Raw genomic sequence first — 17,417 nt, 5'->3', positions numbered from 1 at the left:
TTTGCTCCCCCCTCCTGAATAATATAGTACAACCTAGCGCTATATGTGGAGGTGTGAAAGATGAAACTAATATTTCAAATGGAAAAACAGCCTGTTCTTGAAAAAACAATTCTCCTTTTTATATTGAGTATTGTAGAAAGCTTGAAGTTAAAAGTTGTTTCACTCGATGAAGCTCACCGATACATATTCAATTTAGAAGTGCTTGAACTACTAATGGATCGAAACATCGATGATCAAGTACTTGAACTCATCCACTTCGGAATGGGACTTGAAGACATTCATCATGTGCTTCCTGAAGAACTTGAACATACTATTGAAGAATTAAAGTGGCTTTGCATTCAAGTGTTAAGTGAGTACAGTATGCATGAAGAATCGGAACAATTAATTGAAGATATACGTTAAAAAAGCACCTATGTAGGTGCTTTAATATTTATAAAAACAGTAACGTTTCGGTAATTGCGCATCCGGTGTCGATATATGCAATTCATTCGAATATTTCCGAGGAAATGCTCGAACATTGTATGTTACAATAACTGATCTATCCCAATAAAAACTAATAGCATGCCCGCAATAACAGTAGCCCATTTCCCTAAGTATGCTGCTAAAAATCTTTTTCCTACATACGCAAAACCACTAATACAAATAAAACTAAACACCCCAGAAATAGTTGCTGTAAGCCACAGATTCAAGTTTGTTACCCCAGCATCAAATCCACCTGCAATATTATTAATAGACAATGCAATCCCTAAAACAATTGCTTCTGAAAAACTAATTGTTTTAGAACCATCAAAATCTGCTTTTTCTGGATCACGTAAAATTCCCATAAGTACATTACCATCGTTAGAACCTACAGTATTTCTTTGCCCCAAGAAAGGCTGACACAAAATAAACATCCCGATTATTCCTAAAACGATTGCTCCAATCAGGTTTGCAGTAAACTCTGAAATAAGTAACGCTATCCAGTTCCCAAAAAATCCAGCTAACAAAGTAAATAAAAACCCAAAAAATGCGATGATAAAATTGTTAAGCCACGAAATTCGAATTTTACGAATGCCATATGCAATCCCAACACCTGCATTATCTAAATTAGAAGCAATCCCGATTAAAAAAATTGAAAATAGACCTGCCGTACTCATAAACAGCCACCCCTTTTTCTCACTTTTCCATGCATCTTATGAAAATGTTGAGCAACTGTGCCTGTCTGTTTCATATACATGTAATAAATGCTCAACATTTTTTCAACAATAAAAAAGGAGTGCCTTCACTATGCCTAGAGAAAATCCAAATGAGCGGCTTAGTACATTAATAAAAAAACTTTTAAAAGAACGTGCCTTATCCATGCGCCAATTAGGAATGCATACAAATATTGATCCCGCAACAATCTCAAGAATTATGAATGGTAAACAACCGCCAAAACAAAAACATCTACAAAAATTTGCAGAATGTTTGCAAGTTCCACCCCAATTGTTATTTGATGAAATGTATCCTGATTCTCCTCACATTAATAAAGAGAAGACGGATATGTACACGTCTCTTGATACAATTCAGCAAACGCTGCAATCCTCTAACTTATTCGATTTCGACTATACAACAACTCGCGTAAAACAAGAACTTGAAAACTATGAACGCTATGCTCAGACAACAGAAGGCGAAAAACGTATTCATGAAAGTTTCGCCAGTAAATTAGAACAAATTGATAGCGCTGGTCCTTTTATTGAACAATTAACCGATATGTATCAACAATTTTGCAATGAAACTATCTCAAAAGAAGAACGTGCAGTTCTTGGAGGCGCATTACTGTATTTCATTTTATCGACAGATATTATTCCCGACTATCTCTTTCCAATTGGCTATTTAGATGATGCAATTGCTGTTGAATTAGCGAAAGAGAAATTAATCGAACTAAAACGAAAGACATAGAAAAATAAAGAACTATTTCAGTTGTTTCTGTTCAACTCTGAAATAGTTCACTAAAAAATCGTACAAGTATACATACCTGTACGATTTCAACACACTAATCTATTTTTTTGTATGACACCATTCATATATAAATGCTGTTATTACTTTTGTAAATTCAATTAACTGTTCTACTTCAACTTTCTCATTTATTGAATGAGCTTCTTCTAATGTACCTGGTCCGTAAATAACAGCTGGAATATGAAATTCACTAAACCAACCACCATCCGTTACCGTTGCAGACATATCTAAAATTGCATTTTTAGATAGAATTGATTCGTGCACTGAGCTAAGCGTTTTTACTGCTGCATGTTCACAATCTACTTCTAAAGAAGGGAAAATTTCGCCACGATCCACAATCATTGATTCTCCGCCCCACTTAAATTGTGGTGGATTTTCACTTAACCATGGATCGGCAGCCGCTACTTTCTCAATATACTCTTCAATTTCTTTTATTATTTGTTCATATGTTTCATTCGGATAGAAGTGCACCGTTATCCATAACCGGCACTCATCTGCAATAAACGCTGCATGACGTCCGCCTTCAATAACAGCTGGATTAATTGTTGTTGTTCCAGATGGATAGCCTTCATATGTTTTCATGACTGCCCAATGACGCTCTAATTCTTGTAAACTTTGCACAATTTTCATCATTTTTTCAATTGCACTCGCTCCGAATAAACGTCCTCCAGCATGAATCATTTGCCTGCGTGTTGCATCATGAAACGTCTGGGGGCTTTTCACAGTAATCCATCCAGTAATTACGCCGCCCTGTCCTTGCATATGTAAATCACTTGTATCCACTACGACTGCAAAATCAGCATCATAACCTCTTTTGCAGCATTGAAGTGTACCTGCCTCTCCCACTTCTTCCCCAATTACGGATTGAAAGATTAAATCTCCAGGTAATTCAATACCAGCTTCTTGTAAAAGCTGAATAGCAAATAGCGCTCCAGCCAGTCCCCCTTTCATATCTGCCGCACCACGTCCAACTAACCAACCATCTTTTATAAATGGTTCAAACGGATTTGTATCCCACGCCTCATCTGCTGACACTTCAGCTACATCCACATGTCCATTAATAATAAGACTTTTATGTGTGTCACTTTCTATCCCTTTTCTCACCCCAACAACGTTCGGGTCATTCGGATATACATCCCATTTATCAACACTAAAATTTCGTTTTCTTAGAAAATCTGCAACAAATTCTTGCACCTCATTTGTATTCCTCGCCGGCGGTGCTGGTGTTTCAAAGCGAATTAAAGTTTTTGTAAGCTCTAGTAACTCATCTTTTCGTAAATCAATCTGTTCTAATAGCTGTGAAACTTCTTGATTCATCGCTAATTCCCCTTTGCATACATAGTATGTTTCCAGCTTTATTGTCACAAAAAAAGAGACTGTTTACAATTTTACAGTCTCTTTTTTTAGCATAAGTTTCTAATATATTTATAAACTTTCTGCCTCTGTTTTATTTGTTTTTTCAATATGTTCTACCTTACGTGCCTGATTTCTTGTCGCACGGTAAAACAGTAAACAAACAATCATAAATGGAATACCACAATATAATGCCATTCTTTGTTCTGGAATAAAAGCCATACCAACAATTACTGTTACATTTAATACTAACGCAAGCAGTGGTACAAATGGATACAGCGGTGTTTTAAATTTCAAGTCCTTCACATCCCCGCCCTGCTTAATGTATGACCTTCTAGCCAATAAGTTAGATAGAGCAATAGATGCCCAAACTAATATCGCCCCAAACCCAGCAATAGAAAGTAGCCATAAATAAACTGTATCTTCCGCATAAATACCTGATAGTAATGAAAGGCAACCTACAATTGTACTTACAATCAATGCATAAATAGGAACACCATTTTTAGATAACTTACCGAAAATTGGACTAATCATGCCTTGGTTAGACATAGACCATAGCATACGAGAAGTTGCATATAATCCTGAATTCGCAACGGATAGAACCGCTGTAATAATAACGAAATTTATAATATCGGCTGCATAAGGAATGCCAATTTTATCAAATACAACTACGAATGGACTTTCTATCACTCCTGCTTGCTGCCAAGGGAATAAGCCTGCAAGAATGAAAATAGATAATACAAAGAACACAAGTATACGCCAAACTGTATTATTAATTGCCTTCGGGATCGTTTTCTCTGGATTTTCACTCTCTCCAGCTGCAATACCAACTAGTTCCGTTCCTTGGAAGGAAAAATTAACTGCAATCATCGTAATTAAAATGGCTGATAATCCATTTGGAAACAACCCACCATAATCAGTAAAGCTAGAGAACATCGGTGCAGGTTCGTTTCCTTTCATATCTAGAAAACCAAACATTGCTGCCCCGCCTAAAATAATAAATGCAATGATTGTAATTACTTTAATACTTGCAAACCAAAATTCAACTTCTGCAAAACTTCTTGAAGATAACGCATTGATAGCAAAAAGAAGCACCGCAAACACTACACACCAAATCCATGACGGTACATCAGGAAACCATCGTTTCATTAAAATACTAACTGCAATCAGTTCAATACCTATCGTAGCAGACCAGTTTAGCCACGACATCCAGCCGACTACATAACCCGCTGCAGGGGAAATGTGCTTTGTAGCATACGTTTGATAAGATCCTGCGTCAGGCATCGCAACAGCTAACTCTCCAAGACAGAGCATCGTTAAATACATAACAAATCCTCCAACAAGATACGCTACAATCGCTCCTCCAGGCCCAGCTTCATGAATTGTATACCCAGATCCTAAAAAAAGACCGGTACCAATAACTCCTCCAAGTGCAATCATAAATATGTGCCTGCTTTTCAATTCCCGTTTTAACCCTTGGTTTTGATCCATCATATAAATCCCCCCTTTTCCCTTTGGAAACCCATTTCATGTAAGCGTTTTTAAAAATATTCATAATAAGAATAATTATTGAAAAGAGCAAAATACATAGTATCAATCACTACCTGTTATTAAAAGATCATCCCTCACTGTTATTAATAAATTTTTATCAGCGATAGCTTGTCCTTCTACTACTTCTAATGATTCGATATATCCACTGATCCCTACTTTAATTTCTACTTTCTGTTTATCTATTGTTTCAATTAACGCTAATTTCTCCCACTCGTATACGTAAGAACTTTCCGTAACAAATAACTTCTCTACTTTCCCATAACAAGGACTATACACGCCTTCTATAACCATCTTCACTTTATAAACTCCTCCTTCTTATTAATTGGTACTGAAACGTTGCATATCCCTCCTTTAGAGATTTCAACTATTATTTATGCAAAATGCGTACCAATCTCCAATTCCTATTTAAAATGAAGGTTTCTCAAAAAAAAATCTTCATAACCGCAAAATTTTTCTATCATTTGAGAAATTTTAAAGAGAAAATAGCAAAAAAATTTTGCGATTTTATAAGAATTTTAATAAAATTATAAAAAGTCAGTCTTCATAGGGTGAAATGAGGAGAAGATAATCTATGCGTACAGAAGAAATTAATTTTAAACAGATCATTGAAATGAATATGCTATATGAAACTTTACTTAATGAGCTCGATATCGGGATTCATATTATTAATGAGGAAAGTAAAACGATTATCTATAACCGCAAAATGATGGAAATTGAATCAATGGAACGCTCAGATGTGCTATATAAAAGTCCTATAGAAGTATTCGCATTTGAAGAAAATAAAAATAGTACTCTTATAGAGGCATTAAAATTAGGAAAAACAAACAAAAATATAAAACAAACGTATTTTAACAATAAAGGGCAAGAAATTACAACGATTAACAATACTTTCCCTATAATAGAAAACGGAAAAATTAAAGGCGCTATTGAAATTTCAACAGAGATTAGCCATTTCAAACAAACGATGAAAACGAACCTTTCTCGAAAACAAAATAATAAATTTACCTTTGATCACATAATCGGTGATTCTAATGCTCTTCAATCTGTCATTACAGAAGCAAAGAGAGTAATTCGTACATCCTCATCCATACTTCTCGTAGGAGAAACAGGGACCGGTAAAGAACTATTTGCACAAAGTATCCATAATGAAAGTCAACGTTCAACAAAACCATTTATTTCACAAAACTGTGCCGCTATACCTGATACACTCATGGAAAGCTTATTATTTGGTACGAACCGAGGTGCATTTACAGGAGCTATCGATAAAGCTGGTTTATTTGAAGAAGCAAATGGAGGAACTTTGTTATTAGATGAGATCAACTCATTAAGTCCAGCACTTCAAGCGAAGTTACTACGAGCTATACAAGAAAAAACAATACGAAGAATCGGAGGCACACAAGAAAAAGAAATTGATGTTCGTATTATAGCAACTATTAATGAAGATCCTCTTGAAGCTATTACACACAATCGATTACGGAAAGACTTATATTACCGATTAAGCGTCGTTACTTTATGTCTCCCGCCTTTACGTGAACGAAAAGAAGATATTCCTGATCTTGTGCAGCACTTTATCGAAAAGTACAACATTCAATTTGGACTTGGCGTAACGGATCTAGATGTACATGTAAGAGAATTCTTGTATGCATATGATTGGCCTGGAAACGTACGAGAATTGGAACATATCATTGAAGGTTCAATGAATTTAGTTGAAGATGAAAATATCATTACAGCTTTTCATCTTCCCACTCGCTTTCGTGAACAAATAAAAAAAGAATTCAATATGCAACCTTCCCTAACTAATAACGATGCTGATGCACCTAAAACGTTAAAGCACACAATAGAGGCAATGGAGAAGAACTACATCAATCAAATTCTGACAGAGTATCACGGTAATATCTCACAGGCTGCAAAGTTTTTAGGATTAAGTAGGCAAAACTTACAATATCGAATTAAAAAATTGCATTTACACATATGAAATGAAGTGAAGTGAAGCTTTAATCTGTGGAGGTTTTGTCTACCCTCACCAATTGGACTTTTATTGCCTGTTAATGCAGGATAAATCTGCTTCCAAGCGCAAATATAAATTGGAAAAATATGCTACAATAAACATATAACATACTAGAAAGGAACGATATATATGAGTAATGATAACAAATTAAAGTTATTACAATACTTAGCCTTCTTCCCTACCATTGTATGTATGATGTTACTAGTTGATATGAATGCTTATCCTTATGCAAAACTATTAGCAACAATTAGCGGCTCCTTTGCAGCTATTATGCTTGCTGCTTTTTGGAATTTGAAGATACGTATGAAGAAAGAAAAATCTTCTTAATGCCAAAACAATAAAAAAATCGAGCTTACACAGCTCGATTTTTTTACTGTTTATTAAAACTCAACATTCTCCAAATACAAACCACTTGCCTCAGCAAGACAATTAATTTGATTACGTTGTTTTTCCTCTAAAATATTTGGGATTGTGTCCGCATCTAATTGTCCTAATCCAACTTCAATTAATGCTCCAACAATTTTTCTTACCATGTTATGAAGGAATCCGTTACCACTTACTCTAATTTGTACAAATCCTGCTTCTTCCATCACTTCAAGTGTATATACTTCTCGAACCATAGACTTTTTCTTTGATTTCGCATTTGAAAAAGCAGTAAAATCATGTGAACCAACTAAATGTTTCGCAGCTTCTTTCATGCTTTTCACATTTAATTTTTTATTCACATGCATGCTGTATTTACGCATAAATGGATTTGTATGCTCTTCATTCCAAATTTTATAAAGATATGTTTTTGCTTTAGAATTGTAACGAGCATGGAAGCGATCTTGTACTTCTTCTACACTCGTAATGCTAATATCGTTGGGTAAATATTGATTTAAATATTTTTTCACTTTATGTTCCACTAACTTCTCATCACTTTGAAAGTTAGCAACTTGATTCAAAGCATGTACACCCGCATCTGTTCTACTGCAACCGATAATTTCAATTTCTTTTCCGATCATTTCAGATATGACACTCTCGATTTTTCCTTGAATTGTATTATCGTTATTACCGAGACGTTGCCATCCTTTAAAACGTGCACCATCGTACTGAATCGTTAATTTATAATTATTCATTTTACTCTCCTTCATAGAAAATATTCCCTCATATCGTGAGGGAATATGAATACACTTTACTTTCTAACAAGCTTCACTACATTTTCTACATGAGCTGTATAAAGTATAGTACATCATTTAGTGTAACTTGTATTACTGTTGTTCATTCTATCGCAAATGAAATGAAATGTAATGTCTTTTTCGTGCGTTTAATGTATTTAATTTATTTTAAGTGTGTGGTCATCTTTGTGGTCAGTGGTCAAATGAGAGTGAGCATTTTATATGCCACTCTCTTCTTATTTGCATTTCTATTAAATATTTTGATTAAATCAATACAAAATCACACTTTTAAAATATTGTATAAATTGGTATGATTTATTTAATTTAAGGGGGATTATTATATGAAGGTTGTCAAATCAATATTTAGAGGATTTCGTTTGATCAGTAGGATTGTTAATCCAATATTAAAGGCATTATCTAAAAGCAAATTTTAATTACATAAAAATAAAATAGAGCCACATCGTAAAAGATAGGCTTTTTTTTACACCTTCCAAAAGAACAAATGTTCGTGTATAATGAGCATAAATTACACGAATCGGGGGATCATCATGGAAAATCAAAGTTGGGGTACACCTAAGTTACGAGGGAGAGGTATGGTGAAGTGGCAGCCTTTCGCAAGTATGCCGGAGCAATATGAAGTTATCAGAGAAATGATTAGTGATTTAAATAAAGTTCCGAAACCAATAGTTACCAATGATATGAGAGAGCAAATTGAACAAAGTCTCATCCATTCAATGCAAACTCATGAAGAAATATCAATTTCTTACTATCGTGACGGTATGGTGCAAGACATGTACATAAATGTATTACATATTGAACCGATGACGAAAACTGTGTACTGTACGGACGCTTTCGGTTTGAATACTGAGTTTAAATTTGAAGAGTTAGTAAATATAAATTAAAAAAGCCGCCCAACAGGACGGCTCTTATTTTTATTTAACTTCATAATACCAATCTTTTTTATCCAACCATTCTTTTGCGGCTTTCAGCTGTACATCTGATGTTGGATCTGTGACGATATAAGCTAATCCATCCGACTCAAGTATGAACTTACCAGTCATCTTTAACGATGTAAGAGCTTGCATGGCATTAAGTACTTCATACGGCGAAAATGCTCCTGTTTGAATGATGTTTTGTTTTGGTGGTGTAGTTACTTCATTCGCACTTCCACCTACAGTTTGTCCTGTAAGAGCATAAACAATCGAATTAGCAATCTTATCAACATCCCATTTAGCCATATCCGATTCATTATCGATGAATCCAAGTTCGATTAGGATTGCTGGTGCTTTTGTCTCAGCTAAAACATACAATCTTTCATTACCATAACGTCTTTCTTTTGCGCCACGATTTGCCCAACCAATATCCTTTGAAAGTTGTGCAGATACTTTCGCTGCTAAAGCTTGTTGGTCATAATAACAAACTTCCACGCCATTCGCTTTTCCGTCATATGCATTTAAATGGAACGAAATAACAAGGTCAACATCATGAGAATTGCAGTTACGAACGATGTTACTTAAATTTTGTGCTTGAGTAGAACCTGTTTCATCTGTATCGTCATAAACTGTATGTCCTAAAGCTCTTAACTTAGCTGCAACTGCATCCTTAACAAGACGATCCATAATATGTTCTTTGCGACCTCCATAATTAGCACCCTGTACGATATTATTGTGACCACCATGTAAACTATACTTAGCCATTACTCAACATCTCCCTTTTTGATTTCTTGTTTTTGTTTACCGCCTAAAATTTCAACTGCATTCGTTAATGCTGAAGGTAAAGTAATTCCCATACGTCCTGCGTTTTCTAAAAGAGACAACAGCTCATTCCCAATGAATAGAAAGATTGTCGCTTCGCGAACTGCACTATTTGTCCCCATAATCACATCAACTTGAGTGGCTGCTGCAACTAAAAGAAAAAGCACCACCTTTTTGGCGATGCCTTTGAAACCAACTTTACTTTTTAATTCACCGTGGAATCCCGCTGCGATCACCCCTGTTAGGTAGTCAATGATTGCCATCGTAACTAAAACTTTCAATGTTGCATCCCATCCTCCCAAGAAATACCCACAGAAGCCACCGAACGTAGCTATAAATGCTTTCAGTAATACATCAATACGATCCATCTTTTCCTCTCCTTTTTAAGCTACAAAGTAACTTGGATCCATTCCGAAAATGTCTGCAATATCTTCTTCGCTTCTATCCTTTAAATAAGACTGTGTTGTTGATATATCTGAATGATTTGCGAGAGATTTTAACTTTTCTAGTGGTACACCTTGTACTTTTAAATTATCTAATCTGCTATGACGGAAACAGTGAGGATTGATTTTAAATTCTTTACCTTCTTTTTCGTGTAGCATCTTAGCAAATATTTTGCACCAATAATTAAATACGCTCTTATTTAACGTTCTTCGTTGACCATTCTTATAAACTCTTACAAACAAATCTGGAATAGTATCTTTACCTCGTTGATCTATATATAAACGAATACATTCCTGTACTCGGGGATTGTAATACAATCTGAATTTCTTGCCTCGCTTACCACATACTACATTTGTAAAGTAACGTTCTGTTAGTTCCTCTTTTTGAACTTGATAAACTTCATTTTTTCGTGCTGCACTGTAGTAAGAAAGTGCTAAATAAGTTGCTAACATATATTTCTCTTGTGCAAGTAATTCATCGATTAACCACTCAATCTGTTCTTCAGTTATAAAAGTGATTTCTCTAACTGGATTTTTAGGTAATCCTCTGACCCGTGAACCTACATTAAATTCATAATCATAGTCGTCATCATCCGCACAAAATTCTAAAGCGGACCTTAATGCACTCATCAGTCCATTTACACGTGCATTAGATATTCTCAGCTCTTGAAAAATAATAGATAAATTTCGAATATCCTTACGTGTTAATTCAATTAGATTTTTATTTTCGAAGTGTTGATGTATTAGAAACAAAATAATTCGTAAGTCCCAATGATATTGCTGTAAAGTGCTTGCCGCTTTCCCTTGTGATTTCTTTTCAATTAGAAAATCTTTGACTAGGCTTTTATTTTCTTGGCTAACATGCTTTTCATAAATTGCTTGGTCTACTATTCGTTTCACACTGATCATCTCCTCAAAATAAAAAGAGAAGCGAAGTCGCTCCTCTTGATCTATGAATTGAAGTTATTCAAAGCCGTATTTTGTGCAAAATAAAAAACAGCTTATAGCTGTTCTGGTTTCTTATCAATTAAATTTTGAACTAACAATTGTTCTAACACTTCAATTCTACGGTTCATTTGTTTATTCTCTTCTTTTAACTCTTCAATCTCAGCATCTTTAGCATGTTTTTCTTCTTGGAATGCTTTTATTTGAAGTGCTATTGAAGAATATATTTCAGCTGCATTTTTTTCTTTTGTAACAAAGCATTCAGGATTACTTTCATCATCTGCAATCCAACCATATCGAGTTTGAATATCATTAGTAGTAAGTACCGAATCGTTATCTTGACGATTCATTCGCATTTCATATAGTTGTTCCATATCCGTTTTCAAATTGTATTGTTGGATATTTAACGCCATAATTTTTTCTAAAGCGCTAAACTGTACATCTCGAATGTTTGTTTTATACTTACGTTGCGATGATGTTTCAAAATTACTTGCCACTACAGGCGAAAAAGAAGTACCTGAACCGGATTTAACCTGTAATTTACCCGCATAGCTAGAAGGTCCATTTCTAAGCGTTAGTGTTTGGAACCGTAAATCCGTATCTCCATTGTAGTCCACTACATCAAGCATATTTTTATCTTTTAAGCTGAAAATAATAGCTGTTCGACTGTCTATCAATACGTTTTTATTTCCACCTTTTAATCCGATACCACCAGTAGCTTCTACCCAATACGAGCCACCTTGCGCATAATGATTTATACCTATACCAGATTTAACAGTTACATTCCCATTCATTCCTGCGTTAAGGTTCAAATCACCTGATCTTTTGAATATAACTGAGCTTACAAAATAAGGGTCTCCGTTAGAATCTTTTCCGTTTATTACTCCTAAGAATCCTTGTGTTGGTTGTTTACTTAAGACAACCGAACCGTCTTGGAAATCAGAATCTCCCCCTAATACAACTGTTGGTTGAATTTGGCTTGTGCGATCTTTATAGTATCCAAGGTAAACTCTGCTTACATTTGACTCCATTAAACGGATGAATTGCTTTTGAATGTGGACATAATTAACACCATTGTCTGTTCGTATTGTAGTCCCTTTAAGCTCCTGCGCTTCTAGATACTTTGCTATAGTTGTTCCATCTAACTCTATTTTACCTGCTTGAATTTTAATAGTTTCTGCTGTTTGATTGATAGATGAAATAATACTTCCTTTGGTCACCCTCGAATTTATTTCAAAAGCCTGAACATTAAATTGAGCATTCATAGTTTCTACTATTGCATCACTTCTATTATCGACTTCATCTTTTGTATAAACATTCCTCGCTTCTGCTTTTAATTCTAGCGCTTTAGAAGTCTGGGTAAACTGAGTATTCATTTGTGTCATTTTCTTATCGTAATCCTCAGTTAAAACACGACTCGCTATATCATCAACTAACTTGTCATAGTCAGTGTAGTCTTTAGGGTGTAATGTGAAATAACTAGCTACCTCTCCACGTTGTAACATCGGCTTAGAGAACCACAATTCTCCGTTTCTCGTTACGTATACACGTAATTCCATTCTTACAGCGGTGTCTGGAACTGTTACTGTATGGGATGTTTTCGTCCAAGTATTATCTGCTACCTTAGTATTCCACCCCATCGCTGTTAGTTGTTGATTATTACTATCCCAACAAACAACAGCACACGTTAGATAAGGATTGATATGTTCACTTAACTTTTTTGTAAAGAGCGCTACAGAAGCCGTAATTTTTTCTCCTGGCGTAACAGGTATCTTAGTGGTCGATGTCACATTTGTACTAACGTTCGCCGTCTGATTAACCCCTTGTAAACGCATTGATGGACTACCGTTATATAGATTAGTTGCATCTACTTCAGCAGTGAAATTTGCGTTATTAGATTTATACCAATACTTGAATCCATCAGTAAATTCAGCATCCCTTAACAGCTGAGTGCTGCCTAATCCACCTGTATACTCCTCGACAAATTGACTATCAACCTTCGTTTGAATAGCTTTCGCATTGGCTTCTATTTTAGAACTCTGCTGTTGTATTTCAGTTGTATGCCCTTGTTGAATTTTAGAGATATCTGATACATTGACTTTTAATCCGTCTACCGTTTGTGATACGTCAGAAACCTTCTTAATCGTTGTAGTTATTTGTTCATTAGCTGTATCAGCTTTCTTTTCAACTACTACTACTTGTTTATTTGTCTCTGTTAGAGTTGAACTAACCTTATCAACGCTCGTAATAATTTCAGCGGTCTTCTTTTTGAACTCTGTATTAGTTGTGATGTCCCCGGGTGATTTAGACCAATTGTCTTTCATATTACCTTGAGCAAGTTTTACACCTGTTATATAAACAGCCGATCCAACAGGCGTTCCTTGACGTTGGCCAAAATAAACACGTACTTTCCCATGTTCAATTTTGCAATTTAAATGGAACTGATACCATTTACCATCTCTCATTTCTCCTGGTACATTACTTATGAAGTATTTAACACCAGGCTGACCGGTTAACCCATCTGCATTATCCTTAACACCTAAAGCTGGTACGCTCTTAGAATCATTGGTTTGAGACCTTGCCCACATAGAAATAATTCCATCTCCAAGTGGCGTTTGTAAATCTTTATAAAACCATATATCACCTGTCTCACCTGTTCTTTCAATCTTCACATATTTATTAAAACCAGGCATCTCAGAATTATTTACCTCAGCAAACGTACCAACAGTAACTTTAACATTAGCTCCACCCATGAGCTTCCAGCCTTCTAAATCAGCTTCAAAATCTGAGTTATCTAGTAAGTTTCGCGATGTAGCTAATTGATTTTGCATTGTAGTTTGTATTTCAGTAATCGTTTGCTTTGTCCCATTAGCATCTTGAACAATTTCATTTGTTTTCTTTTGAACTTCATCAATCGTATTTCCTTGCAAATTAACTTTTTTATTCGTAACACTCAATTCTTCAATTTGTGTTTTGATCTCTTTTTCTGTTTGAGTAATCTTAGATTCATTTTCAGTAAAACGTTTGATATAGTTCTTATCATTTGCGGTAATTATATTGGCATTATTTGTTATGCCTTCCTGTAATGCCTTTTTATCAATCTCATACGACTGTACTTTGACATGACCCTCTAAAGCTTTATCAATTTCAGTTTTCTTGTAAACATCTTTGATATCAGCTTTATTTTGGATGTCAGTTTGAATTTGTTCCTTAACCCATTGCTGATTAACTTTAGAGCCAACTTCAATTTGGAGATTCTTAATCTCTTCCTCAATACCTTTTATATCAGCGTCTATAATAGAAGTGTCAGGGGTTAATCTGTCCCACTTCGTTCCATTCCACAGATAAAGGATCGGCTTTTCCGAGTTACTTATGTCTAACCATAATGTCAAATCTTTAATAGGATTAGAAGGCGGTGTTGTACTTTTTATAATTTTCGTTTGAAAATCTTTTTGTTTTATTAAAACAGCATCTGCGATATCCTTTGCTATTTGCGCTGCTGCGGACGCATCGTCAGCAGTCTGTTTAGAATTGTTAGCCGTTTCTTTAGCTTCTTTCGCCAGTTTTTCGAGTTGTTCAAGGGTTTCTTTACTTGCTTTACTACCTAATGATCCAAGAATTTTATTATATAATTTTCTTAATTCCTCATTCGGATCAATAATTTCATGATAATCACCAAATACATATTTATCTTGTAATGGATTTTTAAATGATTCATCACCTGCAATTGCTCTTGCTTCTAGATAAAGTTTAGGTGTGAATCCAGTATCTTTAATTCGAATCGTATCGCCCTCATTAATTAACTCATGAGCTAATCCAAAAACACGACCAATTGATTGTGCTTCAACTTCATAAGAGACAGATGTATTTACACGCTTTTGCAACTCCGTCTTCATAAGAGTCATTAAACGTTTTGGATCCATGTCTTCATTTTCTGTCTCGGGACTATAGAATCCAAATTTATGTTGCCCTTTCTCATTCCACCTTTGAAATGCATCGCTGTCCACAAGATAAGGGACACCACCATTTATTTCTGTAATAGTAACAAACTCTTCGCCTTCTTTTTTCACGAAACCTAGTAAAGCTGTACAGATGTTTTGAGAGTTTTCAATCCTTTTAATCCCCATCAAATCTTTACCAAGGGTTATTTCTTTTCCTGTTTCTCTACCACGCTTCTTTACCATATCTACATAACGCCCAACGATTTGAGAGCCTACAACTTCAGCGCGGTATTGTATTTCTAGTTCAAATAATGATGCTATCTTTTTTAGAAAACTTAATGGATCAATGAATTCATCAATAGTCATGGAACGGAAACTAGCATATTCTAAATTTCCTTTTTTCCACTTCGTACCCGCAAGAGCTATATCCATCATTTCTATTAAGGTCTTACCTTCTAATTTTTGTGGAGGGATAATTCCAGCTTTAGCAAGTTGAATCCATTCACCAGATGCATAAGCGATTACTGATCTATCATCAGAATTCTTTTCAATTTCAGTAATTACATAAGGAACGATACGACCATCGCGCACTTCTTTTAATACTAAGTTTTGCTGCATAAGTGTGGATGAATGCCTTGTATTATCAAATACTCGAAACTCTAATGTATCAATGTTATTTTTGATTTCCCAATGTCGTTTATCATCCCAATAATCTGTGGGTTGAATAGATGCTACAATTTGTTCTGTTTTAAAATCAACAACATGCAATTCACCACTTGGCGTTCTCATCTGTATCGCTCCCTGTAACTAATTGTTGCTCTAACATCTGGTGGCGTAATATCAATACGATTATCTCCACGTATGATCTTAGGAAACTCACTAAATATATCTTTAATATTGATAGCATCTTTTCCGTTAATCGTAACAAGGCTTCTTTCTGTATCGATAATTACTTTATCACCTGTATCGAAAATATAAGGCTTTGTATTAGAAGGGACCTTGTTTACCTTCCAAATCTTTAAATCATCAAATTGCATTTCGTTAATAGGTTGGTGATTGTCCCACTTACAAAGTGCAATCATAACTTGTGCAATTTTTCGGTTTGTCATTGGATTACTGTTGTCAACATCGTTCCATTGTTCAACTAGGGATGCTCCGTCTATCTCTTTACCATCTATAAATTTAGCTACATATACAGACCATTGTGTCCCTCTTCTAGCAATACGCAGGCGCCCCCGAAATTGATTGAAAGTAGATGAGTAAAAGCCGCTTGTATCTACTAATTTCTTAATACTATTAGGCGTTCCGCTATTCCCAATTTTCATATGCGCTTTTGTAATTTCGGCAGTGACATATAGATCATTCATGTTAATACGAGCTACCAGGTTGCTTGCATCATCTAACAGGAGAACCTCACACCGCCCCATTTCTTCAATATTTTTGGACTTTAAAGTCATCCATGCTTCCATTTCAAAATCTTGTAATGGACCGCCTGGAATACTTTTCTTAGCTATTGCGCCGTAAAATCCTTTCTCTTCTCCGTATTCTTCACAATATAGTGCGTAACCGCCTCTTGATTTAAAACTACCTGTCCCTTTCATATCATCAAATTGTCCAGTAACAGGAGTCCAACCAATAGGTGAAGCCATTTCATCCCATAGCACACGCTCACGCTCTTGTACCGTTGTTTCCTCCACAGTTAGGGGATAACCAATACGGAAATAGTTTCGTTCTAAAGGATATTTACCAAACCATACATCTAAAAAAGTGCTTGGTTCTTTTACAGTCATTTCAATTAACGCTGGAGCTTCTACACTTCCTTTATTCGTGAACTCTGAGGTAATCTCAGTTGACCAACTTTGAGTGAATGTGTGAGTCTGTACTTTCCCTAATTTATATGGTGTGGGACAAACAAATTTAATTGTACCGATGCCAAGCGTTACAAATTCATCTGGATCAAAACTATCATCCACTACTGCTAAATATGTTCTATTTGGTTCTACATCGAAAGTAAGCTCTGCTGCTTGATCTGTAATTAACCAATCTGCAATTTCTTCTTTTATGATTTCTAAATCTGATCCATCAGGAACGATAATTCCTACAGGGATTGATAAAACACGCATTTCCGTTTGTGTGTTTAATAATCTTGCACCTGGATATCCAGGAACACTTAAAAAATTCCTTTTTAACGGTGCCCAAGCTGGTCTTTTCCATCCTTTTGCAATTTGAATAAAGTTTTTACGTTCCTTGTTAAATGTAAAAGAGCTCACTTTAACACCCCATTTCTT

The 17,417-nt window shown here is 35.2% G+C and carries 15 protein-coding genes; 5 read left to right on the top strand and 10 right to left on the bottom strand.

Features of this window, described 5'->3' with window-relative positions; translation table 11 throughout:
- Positions 1–60 precede the first annotated feature (60 nt).
- Positions 61–402, top strand: a complete 342-nt coding sequence (locus NHG49_RS02710; protein WP_000766602.1) for a DUF3969 family protein — start codon at positions 61–63, stop codon at positions 400–402.
- Between the two features lie 122 nt (positions 403–524).
- Here the strand turns inward: NHG49_RS02710 and NHG49_RS02705 are convergent, their stop codons facing one another.
- Positions 525–1,136: a manganese efflux pump gene (locus NHG49_RS02705; protein ID WP_064477255.1), complete on the bottom strand. Its 612-nt coding sequence runs from the start codon at positions 1,134–1,136 to the stop codon at positions 525–527.
- Between the two features lie 130 nt (positions 1,137–1,266).
- On the opposite strand from NHG49_RS02705, the gene NHG49_RS02700 reads away from it, so the two are divergent.
- Entirely contained in the window at positions 1,267–1,920 is a 654-nt protein-coding gene (locus NHG49_RS02700; RefSeq protein WP_001136878.1) for a DUF1232 domain-containing protein, read from the top strand.
- 99 nt (positions 1,921–2,019) lie between these two features.
- Here the strand turns inward: NHG49_RS02700 and NHG49_RS02695 are convergent, their stop codons facing one another.
- The 3 genes from NHG49_RS02695 to NHG49_RS02685 all read right to left on the bottom strand — a co-directional run bounded on the left by NHG49_RS02695 (position 2,020) and on the right by NHG49_RS02685 (position 5,178).
- A complete protein-coding gene (locus tag NHG49_RS02695) occupies positions 2,020–3,294 on the bottom strand; it encodes an acetylornithine deacetylase (RefSeq protein WP_149173990.1) in 1,275 nt (424 codons plus the stop codon).
- A gap of 108 nt (positions 3,295–3,402) precedes the next feature.
- Positions 3,403–4,824 (bottom strand): amino acid permease, encoded by a 1,422-nt coding sequence (locus NHG49_RS02690; protein ID WP_149173991.1) that lies wholly within the window; start codon positions 4,822–4,824, stop codon positions 3,403–3,405.
- A gap of 99 nt (positions 4,825–4,923) precedes the next feature.
- On the bottom strand, positions 4,924–5,178 hold the full coding sequence (locus tag NHG49_RS02685) for a biotin/lipoyl-containing protein (protein WP_258125529.1): 255 nt from the start codon (positions 5,176–5,178) through the stop codon (positions 4,924–4,926).
- A gap of 274 nt (positions 5,179–5,452) precedes the next feature.
- Here NHG49_RS02685 and NHG49_RS02680 point away from each other — a divergent pair, with 274 nt between their 5' ends.
- Together NHG49_RS02680 and NHG49_RS02675 are read left to right on the top strand one after the other, a co-directional pair.
- A complete protein-coding gene (locus tag NHG49_RS02680) occupies positions 5,453–6,856 on the top strand; it encodes a sigma-54 interaction domain-containing protein (protein ID WP_064477252.1) in 1,404 nt (467 codons plus the stop codon).
- Between the two features lie 162 nt (positions 6,857–7,018).
- A complete protein-coding gene (locus NHG49_RS02675; RefSeq protein ID WP_000063919.1) occupies positions 7,019–7,216 on the top strand; it encodes a hypothetical protein in 198 nt (65 codons plus the stop codon).
- 53 nt (positions 7,217–7,269) lie between these two features.
- Here NHG49_RS02675 and truA read toward each other — a convergent pair whose 3' ends face one another.
- Positions 7,270–8,007 (bottom strand): tRNA pseudouridine(38-40) synthase TruA, encoded by a 738-nt coding sequence (gene truA / locus NHG49_RS02670; RefSeq protein ID WP_064477251.1) that lies wholly within the window; start codon positions 8,005–8,007, stop codon positions 7,270–7,272.
- 587 nt (positions 8,008–8,594) lie between these two features.
- Between truA and NHG49_RS02665 the strand changes: the two genes are divergently transcribed.
- Complete coding sequence (locus NHG49_RS02665; RefSeq protein WP_258125527.1) at positions 8,595–8,948, top strand: YolD-like family protein; 354 nt, start codon at positions 8,595–8,597, stop codon at positions 8,946–8,948.
- Between the two features lie 30 nt (positions 8,949–8,978).
- Here NHG49_RS02665 and NHG49_RS02660 read toward each other — a convergent pair whose 3' ends face one another.
- From NHG49_RS02660 to NHG49_RS02640, 5 genes are all read right to left on the bottom strand, one after another.
- Positions 8,979–9,743: an N-acetylmuramoyl-L-alanine amidase gene (locus tag NHG49_RS02660; protein ID WP_258125526.1), complete on the bottom strand. Its 765-nt coding sequence runs from the start codon at positions 9,741–9,743 to the stop codon at positions 8,979–8,981.
- Positions 9,743–10,168 (bottom strand): phage holin family protein, encoded by a 426-nt coding sequence (locus NHG49_RS02655; RefSeq protein WP_258125525.1) that lies wholly within the window; start codon positions 10,166–10,168, stop codon positions 9,743–9,745. The genes NHG49_RS02660 and NHG49_RS02655 overlap by 1 nt, the downstream gene beginning before the upstream one ends.
- A gap of 15 nt (positions 10,169–10,183) precedes the next feature.
- Entirely contained in the window at positions 10,184–11,143 is a 960-nt protein-coding gene (locus NHG49_RS02650; protein ID WP_258125524.1) for a tyrosine-type recombinase/integrase, read from the bottom strand.
- 101 nt (positions 11,144–11,244) lie between these two features.
- Positions 11,245–15,918, bottom strand: a complete 4,674-nt coding sequence (locus NHG49_RS02645; protein WP_258125523.1) for a phage tail spike protein — start codon at positions 15,916–15,918, stop codon at positions 11,245–11,247.
- Positions 15,915–17,399: a distal tail protein Dit gene (locus tag NHG49_RS02640; protein ID WP_258125522.1), complete on the bottom strand. Its 1,485-nt coding sequence runs from the start codon at positions 17,397–17,399 to the stop codon at positions 15,915–15,917. The genes NHG49_RS02645 and NHG49_RS02640 overlap by 4 nt, the downstream gene beginning before the upstream one ends.
- Positions 17,400–17,417: the final 18 nt, after the last annotated feature.

The sequence above is a fragment of the Bacillus sp. IBL03825 genome (assembly GCF_024712505.1).
Taxonomy (GTDB): Bacteria; Bacillota; Bacilli; order Bacillales; family Bacillaceae_G; genus Bacillus_A; species Bacillus_A wiedmannii.
The sequence above is the reverse complement of the archived record's forward strand: the minus strand, read 5'-3'. Positions and strand labels throughout refer to the sequence as shown.